Origin of the sequence: Pseudoalteromonas sp. P1-8 (assembly GCF_001399985.1) — a bacterium.
Classification (GTDB): domain Bacteria; phylum Pseudomonadota; class Gammaproteobacteria; order Enterobacterales; family Alteromonadaceae; genus Pseudoalteromonas.
In genome coordinates this window covers 38,736-54,274 of sequence record NZ_LJSO01000016.1, presented here as the reverse complement: position 1 = coordinate 54,274, position 15,539 = coordinate 38,736, and the positions used below count along the sequence as shown (strand labels likewise).

General features: G+C 40.0%; 17 protein-coding genes. 7 read left to right on the top strand and 10 right to left on the bottom strand.

The features are described 5' to 3' along the window. The first annotated feature begins 9 nt into the window (after positions 1-9). Together AN213_RS17935 and AN213_RS17930 are read left to right on the top strand one after the other, a co-directional pair. Positions 10-198 carry a DUF3185 family protein gene (locus tag AN213_RS17935; protein ID WP_054553751.1) on the top strand — a complete coding sequence of 63 codons (189 nt, stop codon included), beginning with the start codon at positions 10-12 and terminating at the stop codon, positions 196-198. A gap of 66 nt (positions 199-264) precedes the next feature. Further along, positions 265-2,439, top strand: coding sequence for an exonuclease domain-containing protein (locus tag AN213_RS17930; protein ID WP_055199278.1), 2,175 nt, complete (start codon positions 265-267; stop codon positions 2,437-2,439). 40 nt (positions 2,440-2,479) lie between these two features. On the opposite strand, the gene queC is transcribed toward AN213_RS17930, so the two are convergent. Continuing rightward, positions 2,480-3,160, bottom strand: a complete 681-nt coding sequence (gene queC, locus AN213_RS17925; RefSeq protein ID WP_268795049.1) for a 7-cyano-7-deazaguanine synthase QueC — start codon at positions 3,158-3,160, stop codon at positions 2,480-2,482. Positions 3,161-3,282: 122 nt separating this feature from the next. On the opposite strand from queC, the gene queE reads away from it, so the two are divergent. Continuing rightward, positions 3,283-3,948 (top strand): 7-carboxy-7-deazaguanine synthase QueE, encoded by a 666-nt coding sequence (queE, locus tag AN213_RS17920; protein WP_054564069.1) that lies wholly within the window; start codon positions 3,283-3,285, stop codon positions 3,946-3,948. A gap of 786 nt (positions 3,949-4,734) precedes the next feature. Here the strand turns inward: queE and bcp are convergent. Further along, positions 4,735-5,214, bottom strand: a complete 480-nt coding sequence (gene bcp / locus AN213_RS17915; RefSeq protein WP_055199277.1) for a thioredoxin-dependent thiol peroxidase — start codon at positions 5,212-5,214, stop codon at positions 4,735-4,737. A 10-nt stretch (positions 5,215-5,224) separates the two neighbouring features. Next, on the bottom strand, positions 5,225-5,758 hold the full coding sequence (locus AN213_RS17910; protein ID WP_054553746.1) for a glycine cleavage system protein R: 534 nt from the start codon (positions 5,756-5,758) through the stop codon (positions 5,225-5,227). Between the two features lie 368 nt (positions 5,759-6,126). Here AN213_RS17910 and bamC point away from each other — a divergent pair, with 368 nt between their 5' ends. Together bamC and AN213_RS17900 are read left to right on the top strand one after the other, a co-directional pair. Continuing rightward, complete coding sequence (gene bamC / locus AN213_RS17905; protein ID WP_054563595.1) at positions 6,127-7,188, top strand: outer membrane protein assembly factor BamC; 1,062 nt, start codon at positions 6,127-6,129, stop codon at positions 7,186-7,188. Positions 7,189-7,259: 71 nt separating this feature from the next. Beyond that, positions 7,260-8,627 (top strand): YjiH family protein, encoded by a 1,368-nt coding sequence (locus AN213_RS17900; RefSeq protein WP_054563596.1) that lies wholly within the window; start codon positions 7,260-7,262, stop codon positions 8,625-8,627. Between the two features lie 33 nt (positions 8,628-8,660). Here AN213_RS17900 and AN213_RS20115 read toward each other — a convergent pair whose 3' ends face one another. Together AN213_RS20115 and AN213_RS17895 are read right to left on the bottom strand one after the other, a co-directional pair. Continuing rightward, positions 8,661-8,807, bottom strand: a complete 147-nt coding sequence (locus AN213_RS20115) for a DUF2897 family protein (RefSeq protein ID WP_082389286.1) — start codon at positions 8,805-8,807, stop codon at positions 8,661-8,663. Between the two features lie 39 nt (positions 8,808-8,846). Then, positions 8,847-9,383, bottom strand: coding sequence for an acyloxyacyl hydrolase (locus tag AN213_RS17895; protein WP_054563597.1), 537 nt, complete (start codon positions 9,381-9,383; stop codon positions 8,847-8,849). A gap of 235 nt (positions 9,384-9,618) precedes the next feature. On the opposite strand from AN213_RS17895, the gene AN213_RS17890 reads away from it, so the two are divergent. Both AN213_RS17890 and AN213_RS17885 read left to right on the top strand, forming a co-directional pair. Then, complete coding sequence (locus AN213_RS17890; protein ID WP_054563598.1) at positions 9,619-10,212, top strand: phospholipid-binding protein MlaC; 594 nt, start codon at positions 9,619-9,621, stop codon at positions 10,210-10,212. A 300-nt stretch (positions 10,213-10,512) separates the two neighbouring features. Continuing rightward, positions 10,513-11,850, top strand: a complete 1,338-nt coding sequence (locus AN213_RS17885; RefSeq protein ID WP_054563599.1) for an ankyrin repeat domain-containing protein — start codon at positions 10,513-10,515, stop codon at positions 11,848-11,850. A gap of 87 nt (positions 11,851-11,937) precedes the next feature. Here the strand turns inward: AN213_RS17885 and AN213_RS17880 are convergent, their stop codons facing one another. Genes AN213_RS17880 through AN213_RS17860 form a run of 5 tightly spaced genes read right to left on the bottom strand, consistent with a single transcriptional unit; the run spans position 11,938 to position 15,473 of the window. Continuing rightward, positions 11,938-12,393, bottom strand: a complete 456-nt coding sequence (locus tag AN213_RS17880) for a DUF2069 domain-containing protein (protein ID WP_055021925.1) — start codon at positions 12,391-12,393, stop codon at positions 11,938-11,940. Continuing rightward, positions 12,390-12,944 (bottom strand): NAD(P)H:quinone oxidoreductase, encoded by a 555-nt coding sequence (gene wrbA, locus AN213_RS17875; RefSeq protein ID WP_055199276.1) that lies wholly within the window; start codon positions 12,942-12,944, stop codon positions 12,390-12,392. Before wrbA ends, AN213_RS17880 begins: the two co-directional genes overlap by 4 nt. After that, positions 12,944-13,291, bottom strand: a complete 348-nt coding sequence (gene arsC, locus AN213_RS17870; protein ID WP_054563602.1) for an arsenate reductase (glutaredoxin) — start codon at positions 13,289-13,291, stop codon at positions 12,944-12,946. Before arsC ends, wrbA begins: the two co-directional genes overlap by 1 nt. Positions 13,292-13,345: 54 nt before the next feature. Continuing rightward, on the bottom strand, positions 13,346-14,806 hold the full coding sequence (locus tag AN213_RS17865; RefSeq protein WP_054563603.1) for a M48 family metalloprotease: 1,461 nt from the start codon (positions 14,804-14,806) through the stop codon (positions 13,346-13,348). Between the two features lies 1 nt (position 14,807). Further along, on the bottom strand, positions 14,808-15,473 hold the full coding sequence (locus tag AN213_RS17860; protein WP_054563604.1) for a hypothetical protein: 666 nt from the start codon (positions 15,471-15,473) through the stop codon (positions 14,808-14,810). Positions 15,474-15,539 lie beyond the last annotated feature (66 nt).

Sequence of the window (15,539 nt, the reverse complement as noted above, 5' to 3'; positions counted from 1 at the left end):
AACAACACGATGGGAAAAATTATAGGTATTGCTTTAATCGTTATTGGTGTGGCGCTAGCCGTATGGGGATATAACGTGTATGACTCTGCAAGTGCGCAAATTAGCCGCACTTTTAGTGGTGATACACCAATTGAAGCTTGGCTCGGTATGGTCGGGGGCGCAATTTGCGCAATTGTGGGTATTTTAAAAGTTAAATAACCGCAAACATTGAAATCAATTAGCTAATACCTGATACTGTTTTTATATACAGTGTCGGGTTTGGCTATGAAAACACAATTACCAGCAAAATATTATTTAAGTCACTTCTTTGAGCTTGCTGAATTTATACAATCTCAGTGCAAGCATCTGCTTTTAGAAGAGCAGCAGACATTTCTTGAAAAACTCCTTCAACTTGATGAGCAAAGCTTATGTACTTTACTGCGTATTTATTCTCGAAAGCCAAAAATCGTTGCTTTGTCATCATTAAATTATGAAGAGATCCCCAATCTGCACGGTGCTATTTTTAAGCTAAAGCAGCAAGGGCTGGTGGCACATCCTAGCAGCGATGAATTAGATCTATTGCTTGAGCATTTAACCAAACCAACCCTGTTAACCTTATTAGCAAATGATGAGTTAATGGCAACTCAACCTGATTACAAAAAGTCAGCCAGTAAACAGCGCTTAACCCAACTGTGTAAAGAGCATATTGACCGCAACCACAGTGAATTAGAGTCGTTGTTTAGTCAGTTCGTGGTCAATAGCCGAAGTCAGTATTATGAATACTTTGAATTTTTACATAGCGGCCGACTAAGTGGCGGTGATATCAATCATCAAAATCGTTTTGTGATGCGTGATTTGGGAATTGCAAAAGTGCGTGGTGATGTCAGTGAAAGCATCTCTCGTTTTCAAACACTCGCCGAAGCACAAACGCATTACAAATTAAATAAGCTGCGAATGCAGTTCAAAGAAAGCGAGTCAGAATTACAGTATCAAAAATTAGCCCAAGCGCTTTTAGCCATTAACTCTGAAGATGAATTAGCCCAGAGTATCAAAAACAAGTTATTGATCCGCTTATACAAGCAGCTTAAAGATCATGACTTAGCATTTGCATTTGAATTACTTGAGCACTGTGAAGGTAGCAGTGAAGCGCAAGAGCTAGCAATTCGCCAGCGTTACAAACAAGGTGATAAAAGCTGGGTAGAACAAAAGCTTGAACAAGTTATTCTAGACCCACTAGATGATGGCATTTTGTATTTTGCAGAGGACTTTTTACAGCGTAAATATAACAAGCAACAACGCTCACGCCTAACACAAATGCTCATCGATACAGAGCATCAATTAGAGATTGATGACATTTACCGTGGCGATGTAGAGCAAGGAGTGTGCGAGCATTATCAGCAGCTTGGTAATACAGTATTTTTTACCGAGAATAATCTTTGGTTGAGTTTTTTTACCTTAACGTTCTGGCAAGAACTCTTTATAGAGACCCCGCACCCGCCATGTAATGAATTTGATCTTTATCCAAAGGTGTTGCTGGCTGATTGTTTTTACACAGTTCAACAAACACAAATTGAGCAAAAGCTTGCAAAATTCACTAGTAATGAAGCTTTATATAAATATGTTTGCAAAAACGTGGGGCAGTTTTATGAAGCCCCTAACGCTGTGTTTGTGTGGCACAGCGATATGTTAGAGCCGCTAGAGGTATTAATAAAACACAGCCCGCTTGAAAATTTAAAAGCGCATTTACTACAAATGACAAAAACCTTTAAGCAGCTCAAAGACGGCTACCCAGACTTGATGGTGCTTAAAGGGGATAAGCTCACCTTTGAAGAAGTGAAAGCCCCTGGCGACAAACTAAGACGCAACCAACTTGTCAGTATTGAGGTATTAAAGCAACATGGCTTTGCAGTGAATATCGTTGCGGTAAATTGGTTTAATGATCCGAATCGAATTTATAGTGTGGTGGATATAGAAACCACCGGTGGCGTACAAGGTAATAATAAAATTACTGAAATAGCCGTTGTGCAGTTACAAGCGGGCGAAGTAATTAAACAATGGGCGAGTTTAATCAATCCTGAGCGCAGTATTCCTGCTTTTATCACCAAGTTAACGGGGATAAACGCCGCTATGGTTCGTGATGCGCCACGCTTTGCAGAGGTTGCCGATACACTGCGCTCACTATTAAAAGGCAGCGTATTTGTTGCCCATAATGTAAATTTTGATTACGGCTTTATTCGCAAAGAGTACAGTGCAATCGGGCAGGGCTTTAAAATGCCAAAGCTATGTACCGTAGTTGAATCACGCAAGGCATTTCCAAAGCTTAAGTCATATTCGCTCGGTAACTTAGCGGCACATTTTGAATTGAATTTAACGAATCATCATAGAGCGTTAGCTGATGCAACTGCCACAGCAGAACTGTTAAATCTGATTCAACAAACACAATCAAAAAAGGCGAGTTAAACTCGCCTTGTAAACTTAATCTGCCCCATTTTAAATAAGGTTATTCGTATTCGATAGGGTCAGTAACGTTATTTAAAGCAAAGGCTTCTAAGCGCTCTTGGCAAGCACCACATTTACCACAGGCTTTGTCGCGGCCGTTGTAACAGGTCCATGTTTGGCTGTAATCAAGACCCATTTTTAAACCGTCTGTCAAAATGTCGATTTTGGTATTGTTTAAGTACGGGCTGAAAATTTCAACAGCGTCGTAATTGGCAATACGGCAAACATCATCCATTTTTTGTACGAACTCAGGGCGACAGTCTGGATAAATTGCATGATCGCCTGAATGGGCACCGTAATAAACTTTACTAGCTTTTAAAGACACCGCATAACCCACAGCCAGTGATAGTAAAATCATGTTGCGGTTAGGCACAATTGTGCTCTTCATGCTTTCTTCTTCGTAGTGACCTTCTGGTACTTCGATATCATCAGTTAGTGATGAGCCACCAATCAACTGGTTGATCGCTGAAATATCAACAATCTTGTGAGAAACACCTAACTTTTCACATACTTGAGCAGCTACTTTAAGCTCTTTAACATGACGCTGGCCGTAGTCGAACGACAGGGCATACACTTCGTGGCCTTGTTGCAGGGCTTTATTTAATACGGTAAATGAGTCCATACCGCCGGAATAAATCACAACTACTTTTTGCGTCATATCTGTTTTGCTCTTACTTTTGATAGAGGTTTACTTCAGGGCGCGATATACTACACGGCTCGGGCCTAAATAACAATTTTTGCGCGTGTTTTTGGTTTTTTTGATGGTATGTATTTTATACCGTTGCGTCGTAAGTGAGATGTCTTTTGTACAAAATTAACGAAGTGTTTGAAACAATTCAAGGTGAAGCGAGTTTTACGGGTACACCTTCAATCTTTTTACGTTTACAAGGCTGCCCTGTGGGCTGTGCTTGGTGTGATACAAAACAAACATGGGACGTTGATAACGTATATAAAGTGTCACTTGATGACACCGTTGAGAAAAAAGCAGACTCAGATCATTGGGCTGAAGCAACAGCTGAGCAAGTGTTAGCGCTATTTATAGAGCGAGGCTACAACGCAAAGCATGTGGTGATCACTGGTGGTGAGCCTTGCATGTACGACCTAAATCCAGTGTGTGAATTATTACACGCAAATGGCTATTCGACTCAAATTGAAACCAGCGGTACATTTGAGATTTTAGTCCCTGAGCAGACATGGGTGACTGTATCACCAAAAATTAATATGCGTGGTGGCTATAAAGTATTACGCAGTGCAATGCAGCGTGCTGATGAGATTAAACACCCAGTGGCAATGCAAAAGCATGTAGAAGAGCTCGAAGATTTATTCTTAAAAACAGGTGTGAATCCGCGTTTAGTGTATCTACAACCAATTAGCCAAAAAACCTCAGCAACTAAACTTGCCATTGAAACCTGTATTGCAAAGAATTGGCGTTTATCGGTTCAAGTACATAAATATTTAGGAATTAGTTAGGGTTTAGCCGTTAGCCGTTAGTTAGCCGTTAGCCGTTAGCCGTTAGCCGTTAGCCGTTAGCCGTCAGATCTGTGATCTGACCCCGATAAAGTAGACACTGGGTTTAATCTTTCTAGTTAAAAACAAAAAAGCGTTGCACCATGGCAACGCTTTTTTACTATGTTCTCGTAACTCCATCCTAACCAACAAAGAAAGTTGATCCAGTGCAAACAAAAATTCCAAGAAAAAATAATATTAATCTCAATATATTGTTTTCAGGCACAGAAGGGATCTTCTGACCTGTATAAGGGGCATATATTATTTTATTAAGAATAAAAGCATATATATATCTATAAAAGTATACAAAGATGCCTAGGCATATTAACAACTTTTCAATTGGCTCGAAACCAATNTTTTATTAAGAATAAAAGCATATATATATCTATAAAAGTATATAAAGAAGCCTAGGCATATTAACAATTTTTCAATTGGCTCGAAACCGATAACAAAGATCACTCCTAGTGAGAACCAAATAACACCCAATAAAATAACTAACTTTTCTTTTAATAGCATAGTTAACGCTCTCTTATTTCGGTAAGCCCTATACTTTTGGGCTCTTGAAAGCACTGCATAAAGGGTTCTAGTTAGGTAACTTGTAGATGAACAATATACTTGTTTTAAACCTAAATTTATTCCTATTTTATCTTCTATTTATAAAAGTTTGTCAATTGAGTCAGTAGCCTTTAAAACAAAAAAGCGTTGCACTATGGCAACGCTTTTTTACTATGTTCTCGTAACTCGTAACTATCAATTCTGCGCTAAATAGTCCAACACCACCTGATGATGGTCTTTAGTTTTGAACTTATCAAACACGTGTTTGATTTTACCGTCTTGGCCTACAAGGAAGCTAATACGATGAATTCCTTCGTATTCTTTACCCATAAACTTCTTGTAACCCCAAATACCAAAGGCATCAGCAATCGCGTGATCTTCGTCGGCTAGTAAATCAAAGTTAAGCTCTTTTTTGGTTTCAAAATTCTTTAAACGCTTGATTGGATCTGGGCTGATACCCACAACACGCGTATTTAATTTAGCAAGCTCAGCTTTTTCATCACGTAAGTTCTCTGCTTGTACAGTACAACCTGGTGTTGAAGCTTTAGGGTAGAAATAAACCAGCACTTGCTGCTCTTTTAAAAGATCAGCTAGCACGATAGTTTCATCATTCTGATTTTGTAAGCTAAAAGCAGGGGCTGTATCACCTGCTTGTAATGGATTAATTGTTTTCATGCTTTGCTCCTTAGCGAATGCGTCTGAAAATATAATCTACGTTCAAACTACGAGAAAGATCTTCAAAGCTCACTTTAAAGTTATCAATATCGACTTCAACAGGAATATTAAACTCGAGTTCGCAGCGCATTTTAAGCTCGTCATCTTCATCGTAAGTGTCTGACTTGAGAGAACAAATGCTGATGTTGTTATCAGCAAAAAAGCGCGTAACTTTACTTAATGTTCCTGGTGTATCAATACCTGTGTATTCGAGGGTGTAACCGGCACAAAATTCACATGCAACATGACTTGCTGTGCGTTTCATCATGGTTAAAAGGCCAAGCTCCATACCTTTAGTTGGCAATGTATGTTCAATACGGCTAATTGCCGACATATCACCTGCTAATAGCATGATAAAGGTAAATTCGTTGCCCAAAATAGCAATGCGACTGTCAATTATATTGCAATGGCAATCACTCACTAACTGAGTTAATTCGCTAACGATACCGGGTCTATCTTCGCCAATCGCAGTGAGCACTATCTGATGATTTGTAAAAGCAGTCATGGAATTTTAAATACCTAGTAAATAACAATACCAATGGATATAAGCTTAAATAAGCTTTGATTTCACGTGAGTTTAATACCGCACGGCGGCGAAGTTTAACATAATTTGCTCCGTTAACGATAGCGGCGATTAATTAAGCCGTGAATAAAGTGCGCTCTTTCTTGTTTTTAGGGGCATCAGAAAGTACCATAGTTAAAATTTTGCAAGGCGATAAGCAATCAAATACGTTACGCTAGCCCAATCTATTCGGGTTTTTTGCATAAAAACAATAAATGTAAAGTTAAAAGTGATTTTACAGTGAACCAAATCGGCATTACCCACTCATATATTTGTTAAAAAAATTAAGGGTTTGCTAAGGAGAAATATCTGTGCAGTATTGGATCTCAAAGGCGCTTGCTGTAAGCGTAATGGTAAGTTTAACAGGGTGCGGTGTTTTTACCGATGAAGCGCACCACAAACGCAATTATCGTGCTAACGAAGCGGTGAAAGCTCCAGCAGGATTAGCGCAACCAGCTCAAGATCCAACTTATAAAATGGATGTTGCGCAATACGACAACAATCCTGAAGCTAAAAACTATCGTCCGCCAGCGCAAGTAATTACCATTGCTCAAGGTACTTGGGTTGAAGAAGGTGACACAGAAGCACGTGTCTACTTTGATAAAAACGATGGTATCGAAGATTTAGATGTATTTATCTGGGACTCTATTAAAGCTGTTCTAGCAGAAAAAAATACCGCCGCTTTAAAAGAAGACAAAGCCTCAAATTCAATTGAAACAGGTTGGTATGCCATTATTAAACCTGAAGAAGGTTGGTTCTGGGAAACTGAAACTGAAGTATCACAGCAGCGCTTTATCTTCACAATTGAAGAAAAGTCGCATCAGCGTACAGCTTCGTTAACTTCTAAGCTTGCTGATTATAAAAGTGACTCAGTACCGTTAACACCATTACTACAACAACAGCTTGAAGTTCGTGCATTAAACCAAGTGATTGCTGAGTTTGATTATCGTTACCGTCAACTTGAAGTTGATATGCGTAAAAAACAAGGCATTATTTCATTAGAAATGGGCTTTGATAACAAAGGTAATGCGGCACTGGTTACAGAGCAAGATTACAACATGGTGTTTGATCGTTTCTCAGGTTTCTTAGAACGCTTATCTTTCACTATCGTAGAGATTGACCAAGAGCGTGGTTTGATCACGGCTGATTACAAAAAGCCTGAGTCAAGCGTATGGGATTCAATTTGGGGCGAAGAATTATCTGAACTTCCGATTGAAGATGGCCAATACCAAATTCTTGTTAGCCGCACCAATGATGGCGGCACAAGTTTAACTTGGATGGACTCTGAAGGTTCGACATTAGAGCCTGGTACAATGAATGACCTCCAGCAAGCATTAGAAAATGCACTGCGTCAGCGCGGTATCAATATTTAATAATTAAAAAAGTCAAAACCACCACAAAAAGAGCTTAGCCGCTCTTTTTGTGGTTTTTACAGGTTGAAAATATGTCTAACTTAAACACAGCAAATCGCAGTGACTTGCGAACCTTGTTTACCTTTTTCGTTCCTTCACTTATAGGTGTCTTCTTGTTTATGACGCCGGTACCCATAGGTGAAGCAATGACCATTCCGATTGCTGTTATGGCAAAAGCAGTGCAAGAGTGGATTGGCCCATTTGCACTGGGTTTAATTACCAGCATTGTTTGTATCACCGGTATTTTATCTTTAGTGATAAAGTTGTTTAAACCGCAGCCATTACTTAAGTTCTTTATAATTAAACATTTATTTGATGTTAGTTGGCTTTGGCTGAGTGTTCGATTACTGGGTATGGTTTTTATCGTTCTGACCTACACTAAACAAGGGCCAGAAATGATTATTTCCGGTAATACCGGTGCACTGGTGTTAAACGACTTGTTGCCAGTATTGTTTTCTGTGTTTGTTTTAGCGGGCTTACTATTACCATTATTATTAAACTTCGGCTTGTTAGAGCTAGTTGGTACCTTATTAACTAAAGTTATGCGCCCACTTTTTGGTGTGCCAGGCCGAAGTGCGGTTAACTGTGTGGCATCATGGTTAGGTGACGGCAGTGTGGGTATTTTGATGACCGCTCGTCAGTATGAAGACAAACATTATACTCAGCGCGAAGCGGCTATTATTGGTACCACTTTCTCAGCTGTATCAATTACCTTTTGTTTAGTTGTGATTGGTCAAGTAAAGCTTGAGCACCTTTTTGCACCGTTTTACTTAACAGTGTGTTTAGCTGGTTTAGCCGCAGCGCTAATTGTGCCTCGTTTACCACCGCTACGCTTTAAAAAAGATCTCTATGTAGATGGAACAGAGCCTGATAAAGACGCAGAGTCAGTGCCTGAAGGTAAAACATTAGTTTCTCATTCACTTGATGTGGCGCTTGCTAAAGCACGCACTGCACCGGGCTTTGCTGGTACAGTAAAAGAAGGCTTACATAACGCATTTGATATGGTATTTGCAGTATTACCTGTGGTTATGGCTGTTGGTACATTTGCCTTGATTATTGCTGAATATACGCCAATTTTTGAGTATATGGGCAAGCCGTTTGTACCATTCTTAGAGCTATTACAAGTACCAGAAGCTGAAGCTGCCGCACAAACAATTATGGTTGGCTTTGCTGATATGTTTATTCCGTCGATTCTTGCCGCTGGTAGTATCGAAAGTGATGTAACACGCTTTATCGTTGCTGCAATGAGTGTGACGCAATTGATTTATATGTCGGAAGTAGGTGCACTGCTTTTAGGTAGCAAAATCCCGGTTAATATTATCGAGTTGTTCTTCATCTTTATTTTAAGAACCTTAGTAACATTACCGGTGATTGTCTTAATGGCACATTGGTTAGTGTAAACTAAGCTGAAATCTATAATAGAAAAGCCCTGATTATTCATCAGGGCTTTTTTTATCTTCATTATCATCGCTTTTAGGCACTTTGAAGTCCATTTTTGCAGCATGTTTTAGCAACATAAGGTTACCAATTACTACACCAAATACGGCAACAACAATGGCTATAATTTGCCAAGTTTCCATCTTGAAATCCTGCCGATATACACAGCGATATAGTAGCACTTAAAATCGTCTTGCATAAGACAGTGAAATAAAATCAAGGCCAGGGTTAGGGCTTTTGAACCCCGCATTTGAGTAATGTAAATACCTAAGAGCTAAGGTTGAGTCTTCACCTAGGTCTGCAACCAAACCCAACCTATCCTCAAACTGATAGTGAGTACTAACGTTTTTACCTGCAAAATGGGTGTCATCTAACAGTGAAACCCCGATCCCAAACTCCACATAAACAGGCATGTTTTTCACATTAAATACAGGGTATTGGATCACCGGAGACATAGCTAACACGATATTAGTTTGATGTTTGTTGTCTTTGCCATACTGCCAAATATTAAAACTAGACTCGAAGTACAAACGGGCGTGTTGAAAGGGCAGCTTTTCATTGGGTATATGGTACTGGTAGGCCAGTTTTAAGCCTTTTACATCCCCTTCACCTTGAATGTAATCAACGGCATAGCCATGGTTTGAAGCAGCATAAGTTGGTGTTGCTAGTAGGGCGGCTACACTTAACATAAGTGCTTTTAGTGGGTGTTTTAGTTTCATCTCGGTACTTCTGATTATGACTGTGAGCAAGTAGATAAGGGCGGAGGTAAGAACTTTTCAATGTGCGTAAAAACACAGAAGCTGTGCACATTCTCATATTTTTTAGCAATTAACTGAAAACTATGGGAAAAATCGATTGGTGCTTAATTGGCATTAAAACGGTGTCGGATTGTTTCTTTTTTTATGGATTTAATATCGGTATATTAGCGAAAATTTTCGTTGAGAGGTGAACACGATGACCAAACTAGTTAACTCATTTTTGCTTATAGCTGCGCTTTTTACTGCAACTGCTTTTGCCAGTGAAGACCGCTCGCCTAAGCAACTATTAGAATCAGTCACAGCAGATTTATTTGTTGATATCGCAAATGTAAATGCAAAAGGCGATGCAAGCTCAGAAGCAATGGCGAACATTGTAGAAAAACGCTTATTGCCGCACATGGATATTAAGTTTGTATCGTATAAGCTTTTAGGTAAGCACATTAAAGGCCTACGCCGTGACCAAGCCGTTGATTTTATTGCTGCGGTTGAGCATTACTTAACAGTAACTTATGCCGGCGCACTAATGAAATACACAGGCCAAAAAGTTATTTTTGATCAATCACAACTCATCGACGATGGTTATGCAACAGTTAAAACGCAAATTGTTGATGACAATGCGCCAGCCATCGATTTGCACTTTAAATTACGCCAAGGCAAAGATAAGCAGTGGAAAGTATACGATATTGTTGCTGAAGGCATTTCACTGTTAAGCGCGAAGCAAAAAGAAGTTTTACAGCGCATCAGCCAAGTTGGCATTGATGAAGTGACACACGAATTAGCAAGTAAGTAAGTTATCTTAAAGCTCGATTACCTTCACCTCATCGAGCATTTTAGCTACTTTCAGTCTCCAACCAAGCAGTGAGTACCGTCCATGTGCCGCTGCTTTTCTATTTTCTTTAAAAATCACCTACTTTGCGCTAGCACCTGTAACCCTCTGTGGTAGAATCATGCTACTTTTCTTGTTTACCAAAGTATCTGTTCAGATACTGTGTAATTGGTCGCAATATTAAGCAAACTGTCAGTTAAATTTTGCTATAACTGGTTGCTTAATAAGACATCGAATAATGTGCAGCGGAGTTGTGTTTTTTTAATGGAAAATGTACTGATTTGGCCAAAGGAATACCCGTTACTAATCAAAGGATTAGCTGAGCAAAACGGGGCCTATATTTTAGATGCTTTAGAAGCTTGGCCGGCATGTCGTTCTACTAATGAAGATGACGGTGTGTGTACGACGGTTCTTCCGCCTATTTACTACCTTACTTGGTTAACTCCTCTTGAACCGTTTGAAGAGTGTTATTTCCAACATATTTCTGAGTTTGATGAAGCTGCGTTGCATTATATTAATGCTATGAAAACGCATTTCTTAGAAAACGACTACACCCCTGAAAGTCTTGTTTTAATGTTATGCCAGCGCTTAGAGAAGTACGCTAGCGCATTTGCTCAATCGGCTGTTAAAACGCCTATAACTCTCATCCACCAGTTATTTAATCGTCGCTATTTTACTGTGATTGAACATGTTCTTAATCACGGTGCAAAAATGTCTGCGGACGATGTATTAGAGTTGTGGACCGAAGTTGACTTTAGAGAGCGTTTTAGTGGTTTTATTCCTGATTCAGTGGCTGATCTTGAACCATTAACAGCGCTTGCGGCTGAAAAAGTTGCTCACGGTGAAGATTACTTCACCTTACTAAAACTTGTATCACCTGATGTTGATTCAGCATCGTTACTTGAACAAGCTTTACTTGCCCACTTAAGCCACGAAAATGCTAAACAAACTATGGCAAAGCGTTTCATTGAGCAAGGCGCAACAGGTGCTTTAGCTGACGAAAACGGTAAAACAGCGTTTATGTGGGCTACTGAAAAAGGCTATGTGAATGTTGTTGAGACAATACTTGAACATCAAGATAAGAAGGCCCAAGACAACAAAGGGAATACAGCATTACATTACGCTGTATTAGCCGAGAATGGACCTTTACTGGTGTTGCTTTTAAAAGCGGGCTATGACTTTAGAGTCCGTAACAACGACGGTCTAAGTTGCTACCGACTAGCAGTTAGCATTAAAGCGGATAACTTAGTAAAGTGCCTTGAGCATGACTTTGGCATTAAGGAACTTTCGCCAGAAGGGCAGTTTGATCGCGTTAAAAAAGTGCACTTACTACATGCGATTGTAACTGTGTTACTACCTGTGCAGTTGTTCTTCTTTTTTGACGATAGCATTGCTATTAAAAGTGAGTTAACGCTGAGCTTTACGTTGGTTTCGATCTTATGCTTTTTCTTTGCCACAAGCTTGAAACGCTGTGCGCTTTACCCGCATATTCGCCATCCATGGGGGCTGTTTATTTTAAGGCTGTTCTCATTATTTAGCTTAATTGGCCAAGTGGGTCTGGCAAGTATTGTCGCACTAGCCACCTTAGCAGAGTTGGTGTGAACGCATAAAAACTATATAAAGTGACATAAAAAAAACGGCAACCTAGGTTGCCGTTTTTTGCTTCATTTTTGAAAAAACGAATCGGTATTATTTATCGTGTTCATGAGCGGCTTTTTCTTCTGCCAACTCTTCTTTTAATTTACGTATCTTAAGGCCAAGTTCTTGCCCGCGATGGCGTGCATAATAAGTGCAGCCAATAAACATCAGACTCGCAAAGGCTAACTCAAGTAATACCCAAATTAGCTGTTCTTGTGCGACCCACAGTAATGTAAAACCATGGATGAAATAGAACATCACGATAAAGTTCGCCCAAGCGTAGGTATAAGGCTTATCTTGAATAATGCCCTTAAGCGGTAACAGTAGAGGCAGTATATAAACAACAAAGATAAAGGCGTTACTGTGGCCTTCTCTTGGGGCAATTAAAAACAGCCAAATTGGCATTAAAACTAATAAGCCGATATAACCAATCAGTGCAAAACGTTGGAATCGTTTTGTAATTGGTTTTTTGGCAACAGGCTGATTTAGCTCAGGTTCCAAGCTCATTTTAATTTACTCGCAATCAGTGCTAAGCGTTTTCCAACGCTTTGGCAAATTTTAATTTCGTCTTTACTTAACACATTGCTGTTATTGCTACCGGCCACATGACTCGCGCCGTACGGCGTACCGCCGGTTTTAGTTGCTAATAACTCAGGTACCTCATAAGGCACGCCAAGCAACATCATGCCGTGATGTAACAACGGCAGTGATAGATTCAACAAGGTAGCTTCGTTGCCACCGTGCATACTGCTTGATGACGAAAAAACGCAAGCAGGTTTATCTATCAGCTGACCTTTAAGCCACAGATCACTGGTGGTCTCCCAAAAGCTCTTAGCTTGTGAGGCCATCATGCCAAATCGAGTAGGGGTGCCAAAGGCTAAGCCATCACAATTAATTAGATCATCTTTGCTGATCACAATATCGTGTGGCTGACGTTTAACAAACGTGCGCAATAAGGCAGTTGCACCTTGTTGCTCAATCGACTCGGCTATCTCATGAGCCATTGCTTCTACAGAGCCATGGCTTGAGTGGTATAGCACAACAATGTTTATAGCCATTAAAGTACGCTTAATACGTTTTCTGGTGGACGACCTAGAGCAGCTTTGCCGTTATTTTCAACAATTGGGCGCTCGATTAGTTTTGGATTGGCAGCCATTGCAGCAATTAATTTGTCTTCGTTTTGTTCGTTTTTAAGCTCAAGCTCTTTGTAGATGTCTTCTTTAGTACGCATTAATTCACGCGCTGAAGTAAAGCCCAGTTGGCTAATTAAAGTCGAGATTTGTTGTTCATTAAGCGGTGTTTTTAGGTATTCAACAACACTTGGTTGTACGTTATTGCTTTCTAATAGGGCAAGTGTTTCACGCGATTTTGAACAACGTGGATTATGATAAATAGTCACAGACATAGTGTGTTCTCACATTTAATAATTTGGCTTATTTTAGGGCAAGCGCCGCGAGACTTAAAGTCTCGCAAGCTCTTTTTGTAATTGGCGGTACTGTGTAAGTAGGGCTTTTAAACGTTGTTGTTTAACTAGCTCTTCAGGCTCAACAAAGTTTAGTGCTTTTTGAATTTCATCAGCTGCTTTTAAATAAGCGCCATATTGGGCAAGCACATCGGCATGCGCTTCATGGTAGGAAGCCATATTTTCTTGCTTTTTATAGACATCAGCAATGAGCTCTTTGGCAAGATTGTTCTCAGGTTTTGCTAATAAATAAGATTTTAAGATACGTTCAGCAAGGTCAAATTGTTTAGCTTCAATAGCGGCATTTGCATAGTTTAAGGCAATCACCTGATTGTTAGGTCTATCGATATCTAGCTTAGCTAAAAACTCTACTGCTTCATTCGCTTTACCTTGCGCAATGAGTAAGTCTGTGTGGGTATCAATATAAAATAAGTTCTTTGGATCTTGCTCAAGCAATGGATTCAAAATGCTGGCTGCTTCATCAAGTTTTTTTTGGTCCAACAAGCTAATACCCAAGCCATATTTAAGTGCAGTGTCGTTATGAACGGTATTTTCACGCATTAATTTACGAAATAAATCTTCTGCAGCTTTTGACTTTTGCTGATATCGAGCAATTACACGGCTCTTAGCTAGGTTAAACTCTAGGCTATCGGAGTAGTGTCGTTTTGGATACTGCTCGGCACGTAAGCGTACATCAGAAACACGGCTTTCAGGCAATGGGTGAGTTAGCAAAAAGGCTGGCGGCTTATACTTGTAGCGAATTTGTGCAGCAAGTTTAGTTAAAAACTCACTCGATTGGCGAGGATCAAACCCTGCATTATTTAAGGTCTGCATACCAATACGGTCTGCCTCTTGTTCTGCAGCACGACTATGAGTTAATTGACTAAACGCCGCTTGTGTCTGGTTTGCTGAGATAATTGCAATACCAGCGTCAGGTGCAACAACGGTAGCTAAAATACCCGCAATCATACCTGCTATAGTTAACGCGCTGTTATCTTGCTGCTGTTGAATACGGCGGGCTAAATGGCGCTGTGTTACGTGAGCTATTTCGTGCCCAAGTACTGAGGCAAATTGGCTTTCGTTATCGGCTTGTGCGATAAGACCCGTATGCACACCCACATGGCCACCATAAAAGGCAAAAGCATTAATTTCAGCGTTGTTTAACCAGAAAAATGAAAATGGGAAACGCACATCGTTGGCGTTTGCGACTAAACGACGGCCCAAAGTGGTCAGGTACTCATCAAGAACAGGATCACTTACAACGGGTGATGAGCCACGAATTTGCATCATCATCACTTCACCGATCGCTTGCTCTTTTTCAATCGGCAAAGCCTGTAAAGCTGAGGTCCCTAAATCGGGCAGCTTAAAGTTTGTTTGTGCCTTCAACGGCTCACTATGCAGTATTGAAAACGTCAGTAATGCACTGCACAGTGTAATAAAGGCTGATTTTAGTCGCATCTTATTCCTTGTTGATTTGCTCACCTAACATGACTTTTGCTAAGTCTATTTCGTCGCTGCATGCTCGGCTGTCTTTTTCGCACAATTGATAGAAATCTTTTATTGTGACTCCATCTAGCTTAACAACGTTCAACTCTCGTTGTAAAAAAGTTATGATTTTATGCGCTACTTTATGGGCATGAAGAATTAAAGCTTTGTCAGCTTTATCGCCTCTTTCAAAGTAAAAAGCGATGAATTTATGAAGCTGGTTAAAGCGAATAAGGTTTTTCATGGTGTGCGGGTCCCACACCTTAAACTCCATAAAGCGATTGTCTTTGATGTATTGGTCTACCATAACATCTTTAGCATAAGGGTAGGCCCATAATTCGAAACCTCGGTCCGTAAAGCTTTGATGCAAAGCAATGCGCGGTTTTTGCTTACAAACAATTTCGCCCATGTCGGTTTCATGACCACCTAATAAATCAAGGTTCCAGTTGCGTGGATCAATTAATTGTTTAATGGCATTATCAAAACCGTGGTCTAAAATCCCTTCAGATTCGCTAACCGATGATGCCACCATATGATAAAAAGGCGGCAGCTCGCCCCAGTTTATTTGTTTTTTATACCAGTTTATCTCTTTAAGAGTTGGATTCGCAGGTAATTGCGCTTTATTATGCGAGCCAGGCATGGAGTTTCCTTTACTACCAGTTATAGATTAAGGATAAACTATTGTTTTGCGTGTTTTAAGAAAAAA